The following is a 23,268-nucleotide window of genomic DNA, read 5'->3' on the forward strand; positions in this document are numbered from 1 at the left end:
TAGCTATAAAATGATGTATCGTATCCCGGCATTGATCAGGAACTCCTCATCCATGAATATCCCGTTGTAGTTTTGATATAGAGGAAGTCCGACTTCTCCTCCGATAACCAACTTACTATTTGCAGCGCATACAGTGACTCCCAGGCTTCCCCTAAGCAGTTCACCTCCGTAATTATCAGGATCAGTGGTGGTAACCATTATAGGGTTTAGTTCTGGGTCGGCACCACTGATACTGCCTTCTGTACTGCCGCTTATCCTAAGCGATGAACTGAGTTTGCCGGAGATCTCATAGGAGGTCCAGGCGTGCAATTCGTGTAAGTTACCAAATCTGTAGTCTTCCTTATTGGTACCTGTTCTGATGGTATTCAACTGTTGAATTCCCCAGGAAATCCTGTTGCTGTTGCCTTTAAGTGTTCCCCCAAAAATAAGATCAAAAGTGCCACTACCCAATTGCATGGCATAAGGCAATTTGGCATCCGGATTCATTGGTGTGGCGTCACGGTTGTCTATGGTTCCAACCGGCAGGTTCAGGCCCAGATTCAGATGGAAAGAAGAGCGCGCAGCCGAATGGATCCCGTAAAGCGCTACAAGTTTAAGATCTCCCAGGCCGGAAGAGGAAGTATTAAAATCTCTTAACATAGGCATTCCCCCATTCATTACCATTCGGGCTGTCAGGTCCATATCCCTTCTTGCAAGATTCTGCATTAGCATCAGTGTAATACGGTCATCAGGGGCATACATCAGTCCTAGCATATACATTTGCATGGACATTTGCTGCGGGGCAACCATAAACCTTTGATAAATGGCCTCATCAGTAATCTGGTTATTACCTTCTCGATTCCCAGCCATTGACATGTACATATACCTCAGGGAAACCATTAATCCTCCTTTAGGATGCAGGTGATCTCCCATTATACCTATAGGAGCATAGTGCCCTGGCCCGTGATGATGGCTGTGGTCTTGAACAGCTCCGAATTTAGAGTTGGCAAAGCGCTGTTTTAACTCGTTCCAGCTTAAGACATCCCCTCCATTTTTTTCACTTACCTCTCTGGCCGCCGATTCGGTGGAATAGGCAGAGAGGTTGGCGCCCATAGGGCTTGGAACAGCCTTACTTTTGAGGTAGTAGGCCTTTTCCGCTTCTATCAGTTGCCCACTGTGATAATCGGTAACTTTCATATCCTTAATATGATCCACCTCTGAGGTTTTCAGATGGTTGATCAAACACTCAATGGCATCGTAGTGGACATCTGTACCTGTGCCGACCAGGGCCTGTGCCCTGAATCGCTCATCTTTGATATCCATTTTGCAGTAGGCACAGGAGGACTGTGCCAGAGAGTTATTTAGGGCTATCAATCCAAATAGCAGAGTAAGAAAGCATATTTTGATTTTCATATTGGTGATTATCTTATGATTAGGAATTTGGTATCTTCCAGGGCGGTGACACTGTGAACTTCTTCTTTGGGAAAGCTAAAATGCTGGTGTTTCTTAAGCTGATATACACGCTTACGGATATGGAAGTCTATCAGGCCTTCCAACACCACCAATTCTGCATCCTTAGGGGAGCTGTGATCCGGAAAAACCGTTCCCTTCTCCAGGCTGATCAACAGTATTTCCAGGTTATTAGTTTTGACCAGCTTTTGTAAAAGCAATTGCCGGTAACCCAAATTGTTGATACTATTATTGATTTCGAACATAAGTTCCGGTTTCCATATGTTGTAACAGTGCGTTCCAGTCGTACAGTTCCCCTTCATGTATGTTTTGAGCTTGCTCAGCAGCACTCCTGCTGCTGAAAGCTGTCAGAAATGCCCCCATAGGACTAGGGATGCCTTCGCTGATCAGAAATGTAGCTTCCCGCGCATGTATCAATTCCTCCGGCTGATCATGGCTGTTGCAGAGAAACAGGGCAACATTCCCATTACCCAGTTCACCCCTGAAATTGATCATACACTCGATGGCATCGAATTTGTAAACCTTGCCTTTTTCGGTAACCAACTCCGCTCCATGTTGACGATCCACAATAGTCATACTACAGTAGTGACAGCCGTCATAACCATATTTAATGGGTTCAGGACCAACGCGGCAGCTCAACAGAACAGAACTGCAGACCAAAAGGGCAAACAGGGCTCTCATGACATTTCCTTTAGCTCATTCATTTTCTCTTTCTTACCAATATAATAGGCGAGAAAACCTACCGCAATACCAAGACCAAGGCTATATGCCCCAAGGCGCGGATAAGAATGCGCCTTAAAGTTTAATATGTCCTTGGAGCCGAATAACGGAGGTTGGAATCCCATAATAGAACCATCGGGGTTGGTAAACTTTAGTATGGCCTTAGGATCCAGATCATGTCCATAGTCGTGCTCCCATAGGTAGAAATCATAAAGACCGGCACTGCTTAGCAGCACCATTAGTACTGCCCAGCTCAGAAACCATTTATAGTTACCCTTCCAGGCGATCAGGAGCCCCAGAATGGTTGTGATAATGATACCTGCCGGAAATATTTTGAATTCAGGAATGGCTTCCGGAATGTATTTCATTCCTACATAATGATTCATCAGATTGATATTCTTGATATCATGCGGATTGGCATCGGAGAAATCATTGATATGAATGTACATGCCAAGTGGTGTAGGGTATTGTGGAGCCTCCAGAGTGATCTTCCAAAGCGGGAAAACGAACAAGAGTAAAGGCAATAGTGCAGCAATACCCATCAGAATGTGAGATCTTTTTTTCATCGGATGGAGTTTTTATTTGAAGCGGACTATTACCGCTTCCTTCAACTTAAATTTCAGGAGATCCCGGGTAGGCCGGGTCCTATCAATGCCGCCGGGTTTTAGTGAGTTCTACAAAAGCAAACCCCATACCTACTCCAAAAGGCAGCCCAATTACAATTCCAAGGCTGATTTGGTCCAGGGCAATTCCTATGATCGTACCAACGATCAGGCCTAACAAAATTCCCAGGATGTAGTAGGTAGAGCGGTTTGCTTTCATGACAATAACATTTAATACACTAATTTGTTTGCACCAGGCTATTCGCCAAGTGACCAGGATAAAGGAATATCAGAATTAGCTGGGGATACCCTTACGTAACCTTGCATTTCCTGGTGCAGTGCCGAACAGAAATCCGTACAGTAAAACGGCCATACACCAACCTGCTTAGGTTCCCAGACAAAGGTCTCGGTCTGACCAGGCATGATCAAAAGTTCAGAGGTGTTGGCTCCTATCATGCTTACGCCGTGAGGAACATCATAGTCCTGCTCCAGGTTGGTTACATGGAAGTAGACCTTATCCCCTACTTTAATACCTTCAATATTATCTGGGTTGAAATGACTTCGGATCATGGTCATATAAATATGCACCTCTTTTCCGTTTCGCTCTATGCGAACATCCGCGTCAGAGGTCGTAGCATATTTATGCTTGTTCTCACTCAGACTAAAGATCTTTTTGGACCGCTCTTTTACAAGACTGGCGTCTATACCAGCTGCGTAGTGAGGTTCTCCAACAGTAGGAAAATCGAGCAGCAATTGCATCTTTTCTCCGGATATGTCATAGAGCTGGGCAGACTGGGTCACTTCAGGGCCTGTTGGTAAATAGCGATCTTTGGTGATCTTATTCATAGCTACGAAATACTTGCCAAACGGCTTCCTGGAGTTACCTCCGGGGATCATCCCGTGTCCTACGGAATAATAGCAGGGCTGCCTGTCTATAACTTCCCAGGTACCAACTTTCCATTTAACTACTTCTGAGGAGATAAAGAAGGTTGTATAACCATTGCCTTCAGCATCGAATTCGGTATGTAATGGCCCAAGACCGGCCTGTTTTACCGTTCCGCCAAGGACATCTTCAAATTTAAGGATCGGGATCCCATAGGCGTCTCCGTCAAACTTTTCGTTTTCAATAGCGTCTATCATTTTGCTAAAGGAATGTACCGTAAGGTCTGCAGAGAGCTTACCGTTACCCACTATGTATTCTCCTGTAGGATCTACATCACAACCGTGCGGAGATTTAGGGGTAGGAAGCAGGTAAACCAAACCGGGTAGCTCCGAAGCATCCAGAACGCGAACCTCTTTTTTCATTGTAGAAGTGGCAGTGTGGGTCTCTTCGTCGTATACGTTATGCGCATAATTTGTTGGCATGGCAGTAAACTTGCCTTCAGCGATATATTCCTCGGCTTTTTTCCAGTTTACGGCAGCAATAAAGTCCTTATCGTTCTGAGAGGAATTCACCTCCATCAGGGTACTGGCTTCCTCAGAGTTATAGGTTGAAAAGAACATCCATCCGTGAGAAGCTCCTCGGCCGGGGTGAGCCAGGTCGTAATCAAAGCCGGGCATCAGAACCTGAAATGCCAGGTCCATACCGCCATCCTCCGGATCCACGCTAATAAAGGACAAGGATCCTTTAAAATTCCCTTTGTATTCATTTATGGGCATGTCTCTCTGGGGGACAGGCACCGAAAAACGGGTACCGGCCACCACGTATTCCGTATTCTCGGTAACGAAGGCGGAACTGTGATTACCTGCGCTGTTGGGGATCTCTATGATCTCCGTGGTTTCAAAAACACTAAGGTCTACTTTTGCGATCCTAGGAGTATTGTTTCCGTTTATAAAGACAAACCTTCCGTCCAATTCTCCATTGGTCTGAGAAATATCAGGGTGGTGCGAATCATCCCAGGGGATAAAACCATGAGAAGTATTCAGCATGGGCTTGGTTTCTTCATTATAGCCCCAGGCTTTTTCGGCATCCTGGGAAAATACTGGAATCACTTTAAACAACCTTCCGGAAGGCAGGCCATATACGGAAAGTTGCCCGCTAAAACCTCCGGAAATGAAGGCATAGAATTCATCGTGTTCCCCGGGGGAAACATATACTTTCTCCGCTGCGCTATACGCCAAGGCCCCGTTTGAGCTGGCACCTGAATCTTTACAGGCCGTCAACAGAGCCGCAATTCCCAGCAATGCAGCGCCAATTAATGTTAGTTTTTTCATCGTGTATGGTTTAATTGTTCATCTTAGTTCATCTCATTCTTCAGGTGGTAATAAGACCTTATCTACCACATGTACAATACCGTTGCCTGCGGGAATGCTGGCAACTATGCGTGCCTCACCGATAAAAACGTCGTCCCCTTCCGTAGAAACGGAGACATCCTGGTTGTTGGCCTGTCCAAGTTTTTGGAACTTCTTTAGAAAGTCTTTGGAATATTTACCAGGGGTAACATGATACTTGAGAATGTTCGCAAGCGCATCCTTATTTTCTGGCTTTAACAGGTTTTCCACGGTTCCGTCAGGCAATTCATCGAAGGCAGCATTGGTAGGTGCAAATACCATTAATGGTCCGGCATTTACCAGTGCATTTTCTAACTCAGCCGCCTGAACCGCGGCTACAAGCGTGGTATGGTCTTCAGAGCCCATAGCGATATTGAGGACATTGGGTGTAGCTTCATCATCCTTAATAAAGGCCTGGCCTTGTTTCGTCACCTCCTGGGCCTCCACCTCAGGAGTTTTGGGATCGGATTTGGCTTCTCCTTTACAGCTGAGTGCGAGACCCAGCAATAAACAAAAGCCAACAAAAATTTTAAAGTTGGTGATCGATTTCATATTTGTTTGTTAACTGTTACTCCAATGTTCTAAAATATTCCAGGACAGCTCTGGCCTGGTCTTCAGTCAGCCCCTGATTGGCCATGGGAGAACCGTTGAATTCTATCAACAGCTCCTTAGCCAGGGGATCTTCCTTAACCATTACCTCAGGATTTAATATCATATTCATTACCCATTCCGGGCTGCGGCGCTGTAGTATACCGTTAGGGGCCGGCCCTATGAATTTCTTCCCTACCCTGTGGCATGCCAGGCACAACTGATTGAACAATTGCTCACCTTCGGCAGCCATTGCCGGGTCTATTTCTTCGTTTAATGTCAAACTGGTAATTGGCCCTACGCCTTTGTTGGTAAGATCTACCCGCTCCGAGGCTTTTTCAGCAGCTGGCTCCGGTGTCTGGGTTTGTTCCGTATCCGTTTTTTCACGTTCAATACTGAAACCTTCCTTTTTCTTTTCCTCTTTGCCACCGCAGGCGATCATGCCCAGAGACAAGAGAATTACAAAACCTATGATAGCCTGTTTCATCTTGGGTGTTGTTAGCAGATTAGTCCTCAAATGTAAATGGGAACAGAAGGATAAAACATGATATAAGTCATATTTAGGATAAAAATATCTTTTTATTCTTATATTTGTTTTATATCTGATTCCTCATGTTCACCAACTCCTCCAAATACGCACTTAAAGCCGTTTTGTATCTGGCACTGCATTCTGACGAGAATAAGAAGATCATGGTGAAAGACCTCTGTGAAAGAATCAATGTCCCAAAGGCCTATTTATCAAAACTATTGCAGGATCTCGCGAGGCACGAGGTGGTTTCATCCAGCAAGGGCCCCAAGGGAGGATTTTACCTCAATGAACAGAATCTTACCATGTCTGTACTGGACATCGTTCATATTATAGATGGAAGAAAAAAAACGGAATCCTGCCTGTTGAGTTTGGAGGACTGTAGCAGGCACAAACCTTGTCCTTTACACAATCTGGTCAGCAGTTCAAGAAACGAGATGCTCAACAGCCTCAAAGACAAAACAGTGAAGGATCTTTCCCTGGATTTGAAGCATAAAAAGGCATTTCTTCCATTGGCCTAAACCACTTGTGCTGTGAATCAAAAAAGTGTAACTTCAACGCTCACTTGATTCAACCTTCAGTATGAAAAAAAACAACCCAAGACGTTCTTTCCTCAAAAAAGCCACCTTAAGTACCGCGGCATTAAGCGCTGGACCTTATGTTTTCGCCTCCTCCTATGATCAAAAACTCAGATTGAGCAGAACCTACCGCAATGAATCTTTTACAGCCAATGACCAGATCAATCTGGGCCTTATAGGTTCTGGTATTCAGGGAATTTATGATACCACCGCTGCCCTAAAAGTTCCGGGTGTAAAAATGGTGGCGGCTTGCGACCTGTACGCCGGAAGACTGGACCGCGCAAAGGAATTGTGGGGAGCAGACATTTTCGTTACCCGGGATTACAGAAAACTGCTGGAACGAAAAAATGTGGACGCTGTTATTGTCGCCACTCCGGACCACTGGCATAAGAAAATAGCTGTTGACGCCCTTAAGGCAGGCAAAGCTGTCTATTGCGAAAAACCCATGGTTCAGAAATTCGCTGAGGGTCAGGAGATCATCAAAGCTCAAAAAGATTCCGGGTCGATCTGCCAGATCGGGAGTCAGGGTATGTCTTCACTCGGAAATGAAAAAGCCAAGCAACTATACGAGGATGGGGCTATTGGAGAAATTGTAATGCTGGATATGTACAATGACCGCTATTCTGCCGAAGGCGCCTGGCAATATCCCATCCCTCCAGACGCCAATCCGGATACAGTGGATTTTGACACCTTTCTCGGTAATGCTCCCAAGATCCCTTTTGAGCCCAAGCGTTTTTTCCGCTGGAGAAATTACCAGGATTACGGTACCGGTGTTGCCGGGGACCTGTTCGTACACGCCTTTTCTACCTTGAATTTTATCCTCAGCTCCAACGGGCCCAATAGAGCCCAGGCTACTGGAGGATTGCGGTACTGGAATGACGGACGCGATGTGCCAGACGTAACGATTACGCTTTACGACTACCCTAAAACAGATACTCATGCCGCCTTTAATGCCGCATTCCGGATCAATTTCATTGCCGGTTCCGGTGGTGGGGGTGGTTTCAGACTGATCGGAACAGAAGGGGAAATGGAAGTAGGTCAGAATTCTGTGAGACTGAGGCGTTCCAAATTAGGAATGGTCCCGGGAGGATATTCTATGATCGCCTATACCGAAGAGACCCAACAAAAGATCAAAGATGGATACGCCGCCCAGAATCTGGAAAGCAGAGCTTCCAGCCTGAATATAGGAGAAACTACCTGGGAGGCGCCGCGTGGTTATAAGGGCGGACACTACGATCATTTCTACAACTTTTTCCAGGCCATCCGCGGTAAGGGAAAGATTATCCAGGATCCCACATTCGGGCTAAGGGCTGCCGGAGCAGCGCTGCTGGCTAACGAAAGCTACTTTAAAGGCCATGCGGTGAACTGGGACCCAAAGGCCATGAAATTAGTTTAGCATAATTCGAGAATTATGAAAAAGGCATTGTTCATAGTATGCATGCTCTTTGCCATTCCCCAGCTTTTTGCTCAGGAAGACAAGATCAAAGTGATTGTTATCGGGGCTCATCCTGACGATTGCGATGCTGATGCCGGGGGTACGGCCATATTGTTCGCTTCCATGGGTCACAAAGTAAAGTTCGTTTCGCTGACCAACGGAGATGCGGGGCATTACGCTATGGGTGGTGATACTCTTGCAAAGGTCAGAAAGGAGGAAGCTATGGAAGCCGGCAGGCGCTTTGGTGTATCATATACGATATTGGACAACCCTGATGGGAAACTGCTTCCAAGCCTGGAAAACCGATTGGATGTGATCCGGGAAATCCGGAAATGGGAAGCGGATATCGTTATCGCTCCGCGGCCTAATGACTATCATCCCGATCACCGTTATACCGGAATTTTGGTACAGGATGCGGCCTATATGGTTATCGTACCCAATATCGCTCCGGATACCCCTGCACTCAAAAAGAACCCTGTATTCCTGTATTCGGAGGACGGCTTTCAGAAACCAAGTCCATTCCAACCGGATATCGCCGTGATCATCGATGAAGTGTTTGAAAAGAAAATTTATGGTATGGCGGCTCACGAATCCCAATTTTTTGACTGGCTTCCGTGGACCTCAGGGAATCTGGACAAAGTTCCCAAAGACGAAAAGGGAAGACTGGAGATGCTGGCCAATTGGCGCAACTTCTCCCCGGATGAGGCTACGCGGGAATGTCTTAAAAAATGGTATGGCGATAAGGCCCTTTCCGCCAAACATGCCGAAGGTTTTGAAATATGTGAGTACGGCAAACAACCTTCTGATGCAGAGATCAGAAGGCTGTTTCCAATGCTTCCTTCAGAATAAGGATCACTTTTAGCTCCACAAGCGGTCCCAGGCCCTGATCTTATCCCATTCCGGGGTGGGAGCAAACATTTTTTCTCCCTTGATCAGGTACTTTTTAACCACCTCTTCATTCAGTTCCACTCCCAAACCGGGTTTATCCGGCACGGTTACATATCCGTCTTTTACAATAGGTCCGTCAAAACCGGTAACCAGGTTCTCCCAGTCTTTCTTGTCTACCGCGTGATGCTCAAGCCACATGAAGTTTTCCGTAGCGGCCGCGCTATGAACACAACCCAGGAAAGACACAGGGCCTGCGGCGTGATGGTGCATAAATCCAATCCCGTGGCGCGAGGCAAAATCCCCGATCTTCTTCGTTTCCAGGATACCACCGGCGGTGTTCGGATCCGGATGGACAATATCTACAGAACGCGTTTGAATAAGTTCTTCAAAGCCACCCTCAAGCCTGAAAATATCCTCACCGGTCTGGGTGGGGGTCGTACTGGCCTGGGTGATCTCTTTCCACTGCTCGGTGTACTGCCACGGGATGATATCTTCTATGTAAGCCAGGTTATACGGTTCTGTAGCCCTGGCGATCTTAATGGCCTCGTTAACCCCAAAATGTCCCCAGTGGTCTGTACCCATCGGGATATCGTATCCGATCTTTGATCGCATAATGTCCAGGTACTCCATAAGTTTTTCAATGCCCTTTTCAGTGATCTGAACCCTGGTAAAGGGATGCTTGGTCAGGTTGTAGGACCGGTATTCGTGCCTGTAAGGATTGTAATCCGCTTCAGGAGCATTGATCAGGGTGCCGGGTATATCTTTTATAAGGTTGATACCGATGTCCATTTTTAGAGCAGTGTATCCCTGATCGATTCTTGCCTGCATACGGTTGGCATATTCCACAGGGTCTTTAGAGACGGTGGTATCACAATAAACTCTTACCTTATCCCGGTACTTTCCTCCCAGCATTTGGTATACGGGAACATTATAGGCTTTTCCGGCCAGGTCCCACAGGGCCATTTCCACTCCGGACACACCTCCACCCTGTCTGCCATGATGCCCGAACTGCTTAATTATGCCGAATAAGCGTTCCACATTACAGGGGTTTTCACCCAAGATCCGACTTTTCAGGAACAGGGCGTATTCCTTGGCAGCTCCATCGCGCACATCTCCATGACCGACAATTCCCTGGTTGGTATAAATTCTGACTATAGGTGTTCTGAAAGCGACGTCCCCACCAATTTCCGCAATGCGCATATCCGTGATCTTAAGCTTGGACGGACTTGAGTTACGATTGACATTCTGTGAGGCATACGCTACCTGATCCGCAGCGGTAGCCGTAGTAAAGGAGGCCAGGCTCAGGCCGCCAAGTCCTGCTTTTTTGAGGAAGGAACGCCTTCCTTTTTTTTGTTCTGTCTTTTTGTGCTCTGGGGATTCCTTTGTGAATGGAACGTTGGTTTTCTGAGATTTCATCCTTAGATCGGTGTTTGTGTTGAAGTATCATTTCCTGCATAGAGGAGTGCATACAAATTAAGAAATTTGTGGCAGACCCCTAAACGAAAGAAGGGAGGACACCCCCCACAGGTCCCTCCCTTCTAAGCATCAACTATAATTAACCACTAAATTTTAAATGTTACTACCGGAATTTTGGAATGATTGGCAATATCTTCACCTATACTTCCCATAAAGAAATGTGAAATTCCTTTACGTCCGTGAGTTGGTATACCAACGATATCTGCGTTACATTGTTCACTGTAATTCAACACACCGCGTTCTACACTATAGTCATTGTAGATCTCTACTTCCATCCCCTCCTTTGCTTCATTGAGAAACTTGGAGATCCTTTTGTAAATATCTGCAGTACTAAGGAAATCATCGCCTGGTGTATTGACATATACCAGGTGTAATTTTGCTCCCAGAAGTTTTGAAAACTCCACAGCTTTCTTAAAGGCCGGTACACTCTCGGTATTGAAATCACAGGCAAATGTAAAATGCTCCACCTTGAAATCCGGCCGATCACTTTTAATGACCAGAACAGGTACATCTGAATTCCGTACAACCTTTTCGGCATTGGAGCCAATAAATATCTCTTTGAGGCCGTCGGTGCCATGTGAGCCCATAACTATGAGGTCTGCTTTGTGCTTTTCGGCCACTTCATTGACCTCGCTAAAGACCTTAAAATGTTTTATAATAGGGGTAAGCTTAACGTCTTTCAGATACGGTTTATCCAGGAATTTGGAAAGCCTGTTTTCGGCATACTTCAATAGCATAACGGTCTGTTCCGGATGAAAGCCCTCCGATGAGGAAATCATCGCGACATTCAGCTCCAGCATATGAAGCACCAATACTTCAGCCTGGTGTTTCTTAGCCAGTGAAGCAGCCACTTTTAGGGCGTATTCGGATTGTTCTGAAAAATCTACGGGTACAATTAGCGTTTTCATGTTACACTTGTTTTAGTTTAAATAGTCATGGAAAAAATTCGGGTATCAGGTTGCTTTTGGTGCATCCTGAGGTCAAATGCCATACTGATATTCCGGACATAGGGTCTTCCCGCCTCGGTTACCTGTATCTTGTCCTCCTGGATCTCCAAAAGTCCGTCGGATGCCATTTCTTCCAGTCGCGCAAGGGTATTGTCCCATTCAGAAAAATTGAGATTCCCTGTTTCTCTACTGGTATTAAAATGGCACATTAAATTCAATATATGTTGCCGGATCACCTTATCCTCATCGCTGAGAATATGTCCCCTGAATATGGGTAATATTCCATTTTCAACTAAGTGTTCATAGGCCTCAAGGCTTTTAGAGTTCTGGGCAAAACCATTGGCATTTTCTCCTATGGCCGATACACCCAATCCTACCATCACCTCGGTGCGCATATCCGTATATCCCATAAAATTTCTGTGAAGGGTAGCGGATTGCATGGCCTGGTAAAGTGAATCTTCCTCAAGCGCAAAATGATCCATCCCTACTTCCTGGTATCCAGCCTTTGCCAGCATCCGTTTTCCTTGCGAATACTGCCTGAGCTTCTCTTGTGCGGAGGGAAGGTCTTCTTCCTTAAAGCCACGCTGACCGTTACCTTTTAACCAGGGCACATGTGCATAACTGTAAAAGGCCACACGATCAGGGCGTAATTCCCTGGTTCTCGCTATGGTTTCTTCAATATGATCCAGTGTTTGATGGGGAAGACCGAAAACCAGGTCGTGGCCTACAGAGGTATATCCTATACTTCTGGCCAGTTCAGTCACCTCCTTCACCTTGCTGAGCGGTTGTATCCTGTTTATAGCCTTTTGAACGCCTAAATTGTAGTCCTGCACCCCATAACTAACCCTGGTAAACCCGAGATCGAAGAGTACCTGCAGATGTGCTTCAGTAGTGTTATTAGGGTGTCCTTCAAAACTAAAGGAATAGTCTTCAGCCCGGTCTGCCCTGCGAAAAATTCCTTCGACCAATCGCCTCAGGTTTTCCGGTGAAAAAAAGGTAGGAGTTCCTCCGCCTATGTGTAGTTCTTTGATCTTAGGACGAGATCGGAACAGTTCCCGATACAGGCCCCATTCTTTTAAGAGGGCGCGAATATAAGGTTCTTCCAGATCATGCCTTTTAGTGATGCGCTTGTGACATCCACAGAAGGTGCACATACTTTCGCAAAACGGCAAATGGATATACATACTGATACCATCGCGCACATTACTTTCATCAAAACTCTGCTTTAATCCGGCCTTCCATTTTTTACCTGAGAAGGACTCTATATCCCAGTAGGGAACCGCCGGATAACTGGTATACCGTGGCCCCGGGACATTGTATTTCTGAACCAATTCGCACATAAAGACGATTTACTTCAGACAAAGCTAGGACAGCCAGCGACCGGAAAATATGACGAAAATCAGCTTTAACCACTTCAGAAGCTATCTGGTTGTGTTCTACAAACTCAAAGTACTGAACGAGATCATGACGTAAATAACGATCACCACCACCACCACGGAGGCAATGATGTCTGCTAGGCCGTAGCTGTTCTTGTTAGCCGCTTTCTGTTCTGCACTTACCGTACCAAAGGTAAGTCCCTTCAGTTGTTGTTCAGAAGGAGCAGGGTATAGCATGCTTACCCCAATGGCTATGGCAATACAGATCGCAAAGAAATATGCACCGAATACCAGCCAGTTGATATTCGCAATGGAATGCATAAATCCTCCTTCCGTAAAACTGCTTTTGGTTATCTCCAGGGTTAGCTTGGAGAACCCGATCAGGAACCCTCCAATGAGTGTCGCTATAGCACCATTGGCATTGATGCGTTTGTAAAATATCCCCAGCAAAAATACAGCCGCGATTGGTGGTGAGATATAGGCCTGAACATTCTGTAGATATTCGTAAAGTCCATCGGATAATCGGGTAATTATCGGTATCCAGAGTAGTCCAAGACCCACCACAAAGAAAGTGGCTATCCTTCCTGTCCTTACCAGTTTCTCCTCTGGTTTATCCGGTCTGATCTTCTTGTAGATATCCAGCGTAAAAAGTGTAGAACAGCTGTTAAACACTGAGGCTAACGAACTCATAAGCGCCGCCAACAGACCCGCAGCCACCAGCCCACGCAGTCCTGAGGGCAGCAAGTTGCTCATCAGAACCGGAAAGGCTTCGTCCGGACTATCCCAATCCAATTTTCCCTGTAGTTTCAGTCCAAGGGCAACCACTCCCGGGATCAGGAAGAGAAAAACGGGCATTAACTTTAAAAGTGCTCCAAAAATACTACCCCTCCTGCCTTCTTTGATGTTCTTGGCAGTAAGTACCCGCTGTACGATTACCTGATCCGTACACCAATACCAAATCCCTACTATAGTGCTGGTGATAAAGAGTGGAAGCCAGGGGTAATCCGGATCGGAATTTGGCCGCCACATATTAAAATAGTCCACCCCGACGGTGTTTTTGAGTTCAGACCACCCTCCAACAGCATCCAAGCCCATAAAAGTCAGGATTCCCGCGCCCACAACGAGGACTACAGCCTGTATGGTTTCCGTGTATACCACGGCCCGCATACCTCCTAAAATGGTATAGATACCGGTTAAAGCCACTGTAGCGACCGCCCCTATCCAAAAGGGTATCCCCAAAAGGGCGGAAACTACTACCCCGCCTGCATAAATGGTTACCGAGACTTTTGTAAGAATATAGGCGATCAGAGAAACCACCGAAAGTACCCATCGTGATCTTGCATCGAAGCGTTTTTCCAAAAATTCCGGCATGGTAAACACCCCGCTTCTCGCGTAAAACGGGAGAAATACCCAGCCCAGCATCAACACGATCCAGGCGTGCAGCTCGTAGATCAGCAAGGGCATTTTGTCTCCGGCCCCATTACCGGCGAGCCCGACCACGTGCTCTGAACCGATATTGGAGGCGAAAATTGAGGCCCCGACAACGAACCAGCCAATGTTTCTCCCCGCCAGGAAATAGTCTTCAGTATCTTTTTGCTTTTGCATGATGACCCACCAAGCCACCCCGAGAAGTATTAAAAAGTAGGCGATAATTACACCCCAATCCAGAGGATCAAGTCCTTGCATAATTTTTGGTTTTGTTGGTTGTTATTTGATGGTTCCCAGATCTAATAATTGTTCTTCATCCAGTCGTAAGGCTTTCTTTTGATCCACATTCCACGGGTGAAATCCGGGAAATGCTGTGGTTCCCCGTTGTTGGCGATAGAGACTTCGGATAAGGGTGTCACCGCGCTCCAGGCCGCCGCGTCATAGGCATCCATAGGAGGGGAAACATTCTGTTTAGCTGACTCTACAAAAGCGTTCATCACAAAGAAATCCATGCCGCCGTGCCCGGCACCCTCCGCGTATTCACCGAATTTTTTCCATAAGGGGTGATCGTATTGTTGTAACCACTTGTCTGCCTCATCCCATCGGTGAGGTTCGGAACTATCCTCTATATATATCCGGTTGCCATCTACCTCCCAGAGCCCTTTGGCTCCCTGAACGCGGAATCCCAGGGAATAAGGCCTTGGCAGATTACAGTCGTGAGTGATTATAATGGTTTCCCCATTAGCGGTGTCTAAGGTTGAGGTTATTACATCGCCCTGTTTAAATTTGATACTGGCATTGGGGTGGTCTTCCCCTCCGTGTTTTACAATATGATTGTGCAGACCTATGGCTTTGGTAGCGTGAGAGGTCATGGAAACGAATCGGTTTCCACGGTTAATGTCGGCCATTACCGCTATGGGTCCCAGGCCATGGGTGGGATATACGTCCGCATTTCGCTTTACGGAATGGGCGGTACGCCATCTGGCTTCGGAGATCGCCTTCTCCCCGAATTCAACGCCTCCTCCATAGGGTTGTTTGCCGTTGTTGAATTTTACTTCCCGAAGATCGTGCTGATACCCGCATCGGAAATGTACCAATTCACCAAAAACACTCTGGCGAACCATATTCAAGACAGCCATGATATCCCTGCGATAGTTTACGTTCTCCAAAATCATCATGTGGGTGCCGGTTTCCTCATGCGTATTGACCAGGTCCCAGCACTCTTCCAGCGTATTGGCAGCTGAAACTTCCACTCCTGCGAATTTTCCGGCTTTCATGGCATCAACAGTCATACGCACATGCCACAACCAGGGCGTGGAAATGACTACGGCATCCACATCCTTTAGTTCCAACAGATTGCGATAATCGTAATCATCACTTCCAAAGACCTGCGGTGATTTGGCACCGTTTTCCGCGATCATATTTTTAGCAATTGTAATTCGCTGCGGATCGATATCGCATACCGCGGTAATATTAATATCACTGCGTTGAAGCAGGTTCTTCAGATGGTTTGTACCCCGGAGACCGACACCGATCATCCCGATATTGAGTTTGGAGTTCTGGCTTACTGAAGCCATGGCTGAGGTCGCTCCGGGAAGCACGCTAAGGCCAGCACCCAGCAGTGCGGTATTCTTTACAAATTGTCTTCTGGAAGGCATGATGGTTTGTTTATTAACTGTTGGATTTCAAGTAGTTGTGTTAGTAATTGAATTTCAGGTCACATCGAGCGTCCGCCTGATCCTGTACGGACAGGCAGTCGAGATGTTTTTGTCGACCTTTCGACTGCGCTCAAGGAGACAAAAACTAGAATTTTGATCATAATATCCAAAAACTGGTACGATTGCGGATACACATATAACTTTTATCAAAATATGAAATTCTTAAAGATAGCGTGCATTTTGAAACATAAAAACTTATTTTTGCCGCCATAAAACACATCCATGACTTTACTACTAATGGCTGCGGGAAGGGGCAGCCGATACGGAAAGCTTAAGCAATTTGATGAACTAGGCCCGAACGGGGAATTTCTGATGGAGTTCAGTATGTTCGACGCGATCAATAACGGTTTCGATCACATTGTCGTTATTACCCAGAAAGACAATGTACAATTCCTTCAGGATCATTTGAAAACAAGATTGCCAGATAACATAAAGCTGGATGTGATCGTGCAGGAGCTTACAGACCTTCCTGAAGGCACTTCTTTTTCTGTGGAGCGTGAAAAACCCTGGGGTACAGCTCATGCGGTCTGGTCCGCAAGAGAAGTCATTAAGGGCCCGTTCGCCGTTATAAACGCGGATGACTACTACGGTCAGGCGGCATATAGAAATGCCGCTGATTTTATCCGAAGTAATGGGGAAAATGAGGTTTACGCCTTATTGGGCTATACCCTAAAAGATACACTATCCATCCATGGCTCAGTTTCCAGGGGGGTATGTAAAAGAGATGGAAAACGCCTTATCTCCGTAGAAGAGCGGACAAAAATTGAACAGCAATCCGATAAGATCACAGATCTTGACAGCGGACTTGAGTTTGATGGGAACGAATTGGTAAGTATGAATTTCTGGGTGTGCAGGCCTTCCATCTTCGAGCAAATCGAAGGGGACCTTAGGGCCTTTATGCAAAATGAAGAAACTCAAAAAACCGGTGAGGTATACCTGCCGTTTGTGGTACAGGCCATGTTACAGCAGGACAAGGTTTCCGTAGAGGTCATTCCATCGGACAGCAAGTGGTTTGGTGTGACCTATGCTGATGATAAGGACAGGGCAGTGGCCCAATTACAGGAAATGACTTCCGGGGGTGCCTACAGTGCCCCATTGTGGGCAAAAGTGCCTTCCTGATCCCTCTCGCCATGGAAAATAATCCCGCCTTACATGTCCTGGATCAGTTTTCCATTGAAAAGAAAACCCATCGTTTAAAAGCGGTTCAACAGGGGTTTATCAATGACACCTTCCTGGTATTTGAGGGAGAGGAACCCCTCTATATTTTGCAACGGATCAATACCACTGTTTTCGGCAATGTAGATGGAATTATGAACAATGTCCATCTTGCCCTGGGTTATCTCAAAGACGAGGATTATCAGGCTATTTCCTTGATCAAGTCGAACTCCGGTGACCCTTATTTCAAAACGGAAGACAGCTGCTGGAGACTCATGACCTTTATTGATGACAGCATCGCTTACGACAATACCACCAACGCAGAGATCGCTTTTGAAGCAGGACGTATTATCGGTAAATTTCATTTGCTGCTACAGGACGTCGCTATCGATAAATTTGTAGATACCATTCCTGATTTTCATAGTTTATCCCTGCGCGCAAAACAGTTTGAGGAAGCCTTTCAACAAGCTGACCCAAAGCGCAAAGAGAAAGCCTCAAAAGCCATTCAGTTTGTAGAGGACAGCCTGGCTATGCTCAAGCAATGGGATACTGAAGACCTGCCAGAGCGCATTTGCCATAATGATACCAAGCTGAACAATATCCTTTTTGCAAGGTCTACCAATAAGGCCCTTTGCCTTATAGATCTGGACACCCTCATGAAAGGATATTTCCATTACGACTTTGGGGATGCTATCCGGACTGTTGCCAACACCGCCCCTGAGGACGAACAGGATCACCAAAAAATTACCTTTGAAAAGCATCTTTTCCAGGCCTTTGTAGAGGGTCTTGCCGCCAACGGGCCTTTCCTCACTGAAAAAGAAAAGGAGGTCTTGCCATACGGCGCAATTCTAATGCCTTTTTTACACGGTATTCGCGCGCTAACGGACTATCTGAATGGCAACCTGTATTACCGGGTTGCTTATGAAGACCAGAACCTGGACCGCTCATTAAGTCTTTTTGACTTTACGCAGAAAGCCATGAATGAAGCAACTTCCATGAAGGAAATCATTCAAAATTCCGGTTTGTAGGATATCAGGACCTGTCCAGGTATGCTTTCAGAGCAAGATAAACTCCGTTACTCCATCCAAAACCATCCTGAACCGGGTATTCTCCCCCTCCGGCTTCAAGGCTCATGTCTTCTACATTGTACTTTTCCACAAATTTCCCGGTATTCTTATACACCCTTTCATTTAGAGTTACCCAGCGTTCGGCAATATCACGGGCTAAAGCGGAATGTCCATAGCGCTCCAGACCGATCACCGTCATCCACTGCAATGGAGCCCAGCCGTTAGGCGCGTCCCATTGTTGACCTGAATTCCTTAGTGTAGTAACCACACCCCCTGGTTTTAGAAAGTCTTTTTCCAGAGAAGCGGCTACTGCATCTGCCTGGTCCTGGCTGGCCATCCCAAAGAAAAGCGGGTAAACCATGGCCAGAGATCTTACCGGAGATCGTTTTTGGGTAACCCAATTGTAATCCAGGTAAATTCCCTGCTGCGTATCCCAACAGTAAGTATCCAGAAATTCCTTTCTATTCGCCATACTGTTTCCCAGGGCTGCGACATAAGCCGCATCCTCCTTAAAACATTCTTGTAAGAAGGCTTCGAGCCCATAAAGCAGTGCATTGAGATCCACCGGAAGGATATCTGTAGTCTCAATGGTTTCCAGGCTATGGCCATCGGCAAACCATCTTGTAGAATAGTCCCATCCTGATTCCGCGCCAGCCCTCAGGTCCTGATACATTTTGATCCCTCCTCCCATTTCCTGTACCTGGGTGAAGTCTTCGCGGTAAGACTCCTGCCTCGGTGTTTCTCCAAGATCAAAATACCTGTTCATAATGCCTTTTGGGGTACTCACACAGTGTTTGATAGGCTGCTCCGTCGCATGGCTTCCCTGCATCCAGAAATCATACTCCTTGCGCAATGCATCCCGGTATTTGCTATATATTTCGCCCCCTTTTTGCTCCGCAAGCAACTTGACCATCTGACTGAAAAAGGGCGGCTGAGATCGGGTAATATAATAGGTTCTGTTGCCATTTGGTATGTGACCTACAGTGTTGATCAGGTGGGCAAAATTATCGAGCATGGCCTCAACAAGATCAAAGCGTTTGCTTTCTACAAGGCCGAGCATCGTAAAATAACTGTCCCAATAATACACTTCCCTAAAACGTCCTCCCGGTACAATGTACGGGTTGGGTAAGGCTATAAGCGTACTTCCGGAAGCCAGCTGGTCTGACTGTCTTTCCAGTACTGGCCAAAGGGCTTCTACGTGCTCCGCCGCTGTTCTGTTAGGATCTGATTTGAAATCGGAAGAGATAGATTGAGGTACCTCAAAATGTTCAAGCACAAAAGTTTCAAGGTCAAAATCCGGGCTGTCCTTATCCTTTTGGTAATTAGCCCTGATAAGCTCATAGGGGAATTTAGCGGTGCAGTCAACAAAGGTTTTGCCATCTTCAAACACCTGGTTCAGCTGTACCTCAGCAAACAGGGCACCCAGCAGAACGTCAGGAGTCTGTAATTCCTGTTCCCGGCTAATAGTAGTTTCAGCGGACGGGTTGGATGCGTTCTTTTTTTGATCAACTTCAGTTCTGCATGAGAAGAGAAGCAGAAATATCAGAAGGGAAACATACCTCATGGCGATTGGTTTAGTAAAGTTCGCCACCAAAGTAAAACAATTTATTTAAAAGCACTGTGGCCAGTGATATCGGCCCCGGTGATCAGTAAATGGATATCATGAGTGCCCTCGTAAGTGATCACACTTTCCAGGTTCATCATATGACGCATAATGCTATACTCCCCCGTGATACCCATTCCTCCAAGAACCTGCCTGGCTTCGCGTGCTATGTTGATCGCCATATCGACATTGTTCCGCTTTGCCATAGAGATCTGTGCGGTTGTTGCCCTGCCTTCGTTCTTTAGCTGTCCCAGGCGAAAGGCCAATAGCTGTGCCTTGGTAATCTCGGTGATCATCTCGGCCAGTTTCTTTTGCTGCAATTGAGTAGCCGCGATTGGTTTACCAAACTGTATGCGTTCCTTGGCATATCGCAGAGCGGTATCGTAGCAATCCATGGCGGCGCCTATTGCTCCCCAGGAAATGCCGTATCTGGCCGAATCCAGGCATCCGAGAGGTGCTCCCAGGCCTGTTTTCCCCGGAAGCAAGTTCTCTTTAGGAACTTTTACATTGTCAAAGATCAGTTCTCCGGTTGCCGAAGCCCTTAAAGACCACTTATTATGGGTTTCAGGAGTGGAGAATCCCTCCATACCTCTTTCCACGATCAATCCGTGTATCCTGCCCTCTTCGTTCTTAGCCCATACCACAGCGATATCCGCGAAGGGTGAATTGGATATCCACAATTTTGCCCCATTCAGCAAATAGTGGTCCCCTTTGTCCTTGAAGTTGGAAACCATGCCACCGGGATTGGAGCCATGATCCGGTTCGGTCAGGCCAAAACAGCCCATCCACTCTCCAGTGGCCAACTTAGGAAGATATTTTTTCCGTTGTTCCTCCGTACCATATGCAAAAATAGGATACATAACCAGGGAAGATTGTACTGATGCCGTAGACCTCACTCCACTGTCTCCTCTTTCGATCTCCTGCATAATGAGGCCATAACTGATCTGATCCAGGCCCGCGCCACCGTACTCCACAGGGATATAAGGGCCGAATGCGCCAATTTCCGCAAGACCGCCGATAATCTCATTGGGAAATTCGGCTTTCTGAGCATAACTCTCAATAATGGGGGAAACATCCCTCTTGACCCACTGCCTGGCTGCATCCCGCACCAATTTGTGCTCGTCACTCAAGAGTTCATCGAGGTTGTAGTAGTCTGGCGCTTCGAATAGATCGGGCTTCATATCAGTAATTTTCGCCAAAGGTAGCCAAAGGAATATAACAAACCAATGGCTCGCTGTTACATTTTCATATAAAAATCCCTGGTCAGATCGGTATAGGCCTGGCTGTAAATCCCGGGTGAATCCTCTACTGTCAGCACCTGCTGTTGAATGTCTTTGCTACTCCTTTGAAACTCCATCAAACTTCTTATAAAATCCCTGTCAGGCCTACTTCTGATGCTGGTTATTCTCGAAGGAAAAAGTCCAATGTCCGCGGCTAGTTCTGTAAAATGCCGCGTTTCCTTAAATGGCAATATAACCGCAAAGCTGCCATTATCCGAAAGTAAATTCTCCGAGGCCTGGAGTAGATCTTCAAAGGGAAGCGAAATGCTGTGCTTGGCCTTTAACTGGTTCTCCCCACCTGGAATAGAAGTTTCTGTATAAAAAGGCGGGTTGGATACTATAAGATCGTAAGTCTCTGGCACCTCCTCACTAAACTCTTCAAGGGTAGCGTGATAACAGAATAGCCTATCTGCCCATGGGGAGGCCTCAAAATTCTCAACGCACTCTTCGTAGGAATCCGGATCGGGTTCAATGGCATCTATTTGCAAAGCCTCAGATCGTTGTGCCAGCATAAGAGCTATCAACCCGGTACCGGAGCCAATGTCCAGAATAGTCTCAGGGTGCTTATCCAGTCCTGTCCAGGCACCTAAGAGTAGGCCATCGGTCCCCACCTTCATACTGCTGCGTTCCTGGCTGATCGAAAATTGTTTGAATCTAAATAAATTACTCATTTTGCCATGCCCGGCGTTCGGGTTTCTGATCCTTCCATATCCCTGAGAGCATCTCCAAGCCTTAGGCGCATAGCATCGGCCAGGCCGCTTATTTCAGCTATTACTTCAGGGTTGTCCCCGGCAACATCTTTGGTTTCGCTAATGTCTGCAGAGAGGTCGTAAAGTTCAATACGTTCAAGGTCTACATGATTGTATTCACCCGGCAGGCCATCTCCACCCGGAGTACCGCCCTTCATGGTTCTATAGTTATGCGGAAAGTACATTTTCCACTTACCGTATCGCACCGCATGCAACTCATTCACCCTATAATAAAAGAAGTACGCCTGCTGAGGGCTTTCACTTTGCTTTCCGGTCAACACCTGCAGAACACTTTTCCCATCAATGGTCTTCTCGGGAAGGGTCGCTCCGGTGAGTTCCGCAATCGTAGGTAGCAGATCTATGGCCATTACAGGGGTATCCACTTTCAATGCTTTTGGGAACGCTTTGGGAAATCTGGCAATAAACGGCTCGCGGTGCCCTCCTTCCCATGCGGTACCTTTACCTTCCCGAAAAGGCAAGGCACTGCCGGCGTGGTTTCCATATGAAAGCCAGGGGCCGTTATCAGAAGTAAAGATAACCAGGGTATTTTCGTCAAGCCCATTGGTTTTAAGGGCTTTCATTATTTGCCCTACAGACCAGTCTATTTCCATGATCACATCACCGTAAAGCCCCCTTTCAGATTTTCCCTTGAATTTATCTGAAACAAATAATGGTACGTGAGGCTGAGGGTGCGGAACATATAGAAAGAAGGGCTTGTCCTTATTCCTGTTGATGAAATCCACGCTCTGTTCCGTGATCTTTGTGGTGAGTTGCGACTGATCCGTTAGCGTATCAATTACCTGTTCATTTTTGTAGAGGGGTAGCGGGCCGAAATCAAAGATTGGGCCTTGTTGCGGATGATATGGCCACATATCATTGGAATACGGGATACCGAAATACTCATCAAAGCCGTGTTTAGTTGGTAAAAAGTCCGGATGATCCCCCAGGTGCCATTTTCCAAAAATCGCGGTCGCATAACCGATTTCCTTTAGCATCTCGGCCATTGTGGTTTCCGAAGGATGTAATCCGATTTTGCTATCGGGCATCATGGCATTGTGGATGCCAATCCGATTGGGGTAACAACCCGTAAGTATCCCGGCCCGTGATGCTGAACAGACGGCTTGCGCGGCATAGTAATTCGTTAGCTGCACCCCTTCAGAGGCCATTCGGTCCAGATTGGGGGTTTTAATATTTGGCGATCCGAAGACACCCACATCCTGGTAACCCTGATCGTCTGTAAAAATTAAAACTACATTAGGTGGTTTGCTGTCTGTCTGCTTCTCTTTTTCTTCGGTGGCCTTATCCTTACAGGAAAAAAGTCCAAGCATCAGCATAAATAAAAAAATGCAACGCATCATGATCTTTGTTGTTCGTTCGGTTATCCTCCTGATAAAAATACACATGAATTCAAT

At 46.6% G+C, this 23,268-nt stretch carries 22 protein-coding genes; 5 read left to right on the forward strand and 17 right to left on the reverse strand.

Annotated elements, in window-relative coordinates:
- Window positions 1-3: 3 nt before the first annotated feature.
- The 8 genes from GTQ38_RS00645 to GTQ38_RS00675 all read right to left on the reverse strand — a co-directional run bounded on the left by GTQ38_RS00645 (window position 4) and on the right by GTQ38_RS00675 (window position 6,117).
- Window positions 4-1,392, reverse strand: coding sequence for a nitrous oxide reductase accessory protein NosL (locus tag GTQ38_RS00645; protein WP_161433297.1), 1,389 nt, complete (start codon window positions 1,390-1,392; stop codon window positions 4-6).
- Between the two features lie 8 nt (window positions 1,393-1,400).
- Window positions 1,401-1,694, reverse strand: a complete 294-nt coding sequence (locus tag GTQ38_RS00650; RefSeq protein WP_161433298.1) for a cupin domain-containing protein — start codon at window positions 1,692-1,694, stop codon at window positions 1,401-1,403.
- Complete coding sequence (locus tag GTQ38_RS00655; RefSeq protein WP_161433299.1) at window positions 1,678-2,130, reverse strand: nitrous oxide reductase accessory protein NosL; 453 nt, start codon at window positions 2,128-2,130, stop codon at window positions 1,678-1,680. Before GTQ38_RS00655 ends, GTQ38_RS00650 begins: the two co-directional genes overlap by 17 nt.
- The gene (locus tag GTQ38_RS00660) at window positions 2,127-2,735 is read right to left on the reverse strand and encodes a hypothetical protein (protein WP_238857727.1); all 609 of its coding nucleotides are present in this window, start codon (window positions 2,733-2,735) and stop codon (window positions 2,127-2,129) included. The genes GTQ38_RS00655 and GTQ38_RS00660 overlap by 4 nt, the downstream gene beginning before the upstream one ends.
- 82 nt (window positions 2,736-2,817) lie before the next feature.
- A complete protein-coding gene (locus GTQ38_RS20870) occupies window positions 2,818-2,991 on the reverse strand; it encodes a hypothetical protein (RefSeq protein ID WP_238857728.1) in 174 nt (57 codons plus the stop codon).
- A gap of 38 nt (window positions 2,992-3,029) precedes the next feature.
- Entirely contained in the window at window positions 3,030-4,985 is a 1,956-nt protein-coding gene (gene nosZ, locus GTQ38_RS00665; protein ID WP_161433300.1) for a Sec-dependent nitrous-oxide reductase, read from the reverse strand.
- 33 nt (window positions 4,986-5,018) lie between these two features.
- Window positions 5,019-5,594, reverse strand: coding sequence for a fasciclin domain-containing protein (locus GTQ38_RS00670; protein WP_161433301.1), 576 nt, complete (start codon window positions 5,592-5,594; stop codon window positions 5,019-5,021).
- A gap of 16 nt (window positions 5,595-5,610) precedes the next feature.
- The gene (locus tag GTQ38_RS00675) at window positions 5,611-6,117 is read right to left on the reverse strand and encodes a c-type cytochrome (RefSeq protein ID WP_161433302.1); all 507 of its coding nucleotides are present in this window, start codon (window positions 6,115-6,117) and stop codon (window positions 5,611-5,613) included.
- 125 nt (window positions 6,118-6,242) lie between these two features.
- Between GTQ38_RS00675 and GTQ38_RS00680 the strand changes: the two genes are divergently transcribed.
- The 3 genes from GTQ38_RS00680 (at window position 6,243) to GTQ38_RS00690 (ending at window position 9,018) form a co-directional block, all read left to right on the forward strand.
- Window positions 6,243-6,677, forward strand: coding sequence for an RrF2 family transcriptional regulator (locus tag GTQ38_RS00680; RefSeq protein ID WP_161433303.1), 435 nt, complete (start codon window positions 6,243-6,245; stop codon window positions 6,675-6,677).
- A 61-nt stretch (window positions 6,678-6,738) separates the two neighbouring features.
- Window positions 6,739-8,130: a Gfo/Idh/MocA family protein gene (locus GTQ38_RS00685; RefSeq protein WP_161433304.1), complete on the forward strand. Its 1,392-nt coding sequence runs from the start codon at window positions 6,739-6,741 to the stop codon at window positions 8,128-8,130.
- Between the two features lie 15 nt (window positions 8,131-8,145).
- Complete coding sequence (locus GTQ38_RS00690; protein WP_161433305.1) at window positions 8,146-9,018, forward strand: PIG-L deacetylase family protein; 873 nt, start codon at window positions 8,146-8,148, stop codon at window positions 9,016-9,018.
- 9 nt (window positions 9,019-9,027) lie between these two features.
- Here the strand turns inward: GTQ38_RS00690 and GTQ38_RS00695 are convergent, their stop codons facing one another.
- The 5 genes from GTQ38_RS00695 to GTQ38_RS00715 form a co-directional block, all read right to left on the reverse strand.
- Window positions 9,028-10,473 (reverse strand): mandelate racemase/muconate lactonizing enzyme family protein, encoded by a 1,446-nt coding sequence (locus GTQ38_RS00695; RefSeq protein WP_161433306.1) that lies wholly within the window; start codon window positions 10,471-10,473, stop codon window positions 9,028-9,030.
- A gap of 146 nt (window positions 10,474-10,619) precedes the next feature.
- Window positions 10,620-11,441, reverse strand: a complete 822-nt coding sequence (locus GTQ38_RS00700) for a universal stress protein (protein ID WP_161433307.1) — start codon at window positions 11,439-11,441, stop codon at window positions 10,620-10,622.
- Window positions 11,442-11,458: 17 nt separating this feature from the next.
- Window positions 11,459-12,820: an oxygen-independent coproporphyrinogen III oxidase gene (gene hemN / locus GTQ38_RS00705; protein ID WP_161433308.1), complete on the reverse strand. Its 1,362-nt coding sequence runs from the start codon at window positions 12,818-12,820 to the stop codon at window positions 11,459-11,461.
- A gap of 96 nt (window positions 12,821-12,916) precedes the next feature.
- Window positions 12,917-14,542 carry a sodium:solute symporter gene (locus GTQ38_RS00710; protein WP_161433309.1) on the reverse strand — a complete coding sequence of 542 codons (1,626 nt, stop codon included), beginning with the start codon at window positions 14,540-14,542 and terminating at the stop codon, window positions 12,917-12,919.
- Between the two features lie 41 nt (window positions 14,543-14,583).
- A complete protein-coding gene (locus GTQ38_RS00715) occupies window positions 14,584-15,942 on the reverse strand; it encodes a Gfo/Idh/MocA family protein (RefSeq protein WP_161433310.1) in 1,359 nt (452 codons plus the stop codon).
- 282 nt (window positions 15,943-16,224) lie between these two features.
- On the opposite strand from GTQ38_RS00715, the gene GTQ38_RS00720 reads away from it, so the two are divergent.
- Both GTQ38_RS00720 and GTQ38_RS00725 read left to right on the forward strand, forming a co-directional pair.
- A complete protein-coding gene (locus GTQ38_RS00720) occupies window positions 16,225-17,121 on the forward strand; it encodes a nucleotidyltransferase family protein (protein ID WP_238857729.1) in 897 nt (298 codons plus the stop codon).
- Window positions 17,122-17,132: 11 nt separating this feature from the next.
- Window positions 17,133-18,185, forward strand: coding sequence for a phosphotransferase enzyme family protein (locus tag GTQ38_RS00725; RefSeq protein ID WP_161433311.1), 1,053 nt, complete (start codon window positions 17,133-17,135; stop codon window positions 18,183-18,185).
- A gap of 4 nt (window positions 18,186-18,189) precedes the next feature.
- On the opposite strand, the gene treF is transcribed toward GTQ38_RS00725, so the two are convergent.
- Genes treF through GTQ38_RS00745 form a run of 4 tightly spaced genes read right to left on the reverse strand, consistent with a single transcriptional unit; the run spans window position 18,190 to window position 23,214 of the window.
- On the reverse strand, window positions 18,190-19,788 hold the full coding sequence (treF, locus tag GTQ38_RS00730; RefSeq protein ID WP_161433312.1) for an alpha,alpha-trehalase TreF: 1,599 nt from the start codon (window positions 19,786-19,788) through the stop codon (window positions 18,190-18,192).
- A 41-nt stretch (window positions 19,789-19,829) separates the two neighbouring features.
- Window positions 19,830-21,008 (reverse strand): acyl-CoA dehydrogenase family protein, encoded by a 1,179-nt coding sequence (locus GTQ38_RS00735; protein WP_161433313.1) that lies wholly within the window; start codon window positions 21,006-21,008, stop codon window positions 19,830-19,832.
- A gap of 56 nt (window positions 21,009-21,064) precedes the next feature.
- Window positions 21,065-21,778 carry a tRNA1(Val) (adenine(37)-N6)-methyltransferase gene (locus tag GTQ38_RS00740; RefSeq protein WP_161433314.1) on the reverse strand — a complete coding sequence of 238 codons (714 nt, stop codon included), beginning with the start codon at window positions 21,776-21,778 and terminating at the stop codon, window positions 21,065-21,067.
- On the reverse strand, window positions 21,775-23,214 hold the full coding sequence (locus GTQ38_RS00745) for a sulfatase family protein (protein ID WP_161433315.1): 1,440 nt from the start codon (window positions 23,212-23,214) through the stop codon (window positions 21,775-21,777). The genes GTQ38_RS00740 and GTQ38_RS00745 overlap by 4 nt, the downstream gene beginning before the upstream one ends.
- Window positions 23,215-23,268 lie beyond the last annotated feature (54 nt).

Origin of the sequence: Poritiphilus flavus (assembly GCF_009901585.1) — a bacterium.
Lineage (GTDB): Bacteria > Bacteroidota > Bacteroidia > Flavobacteriales > Flavobacteriaceae > Poritiphilus > Poritiphilus flavus.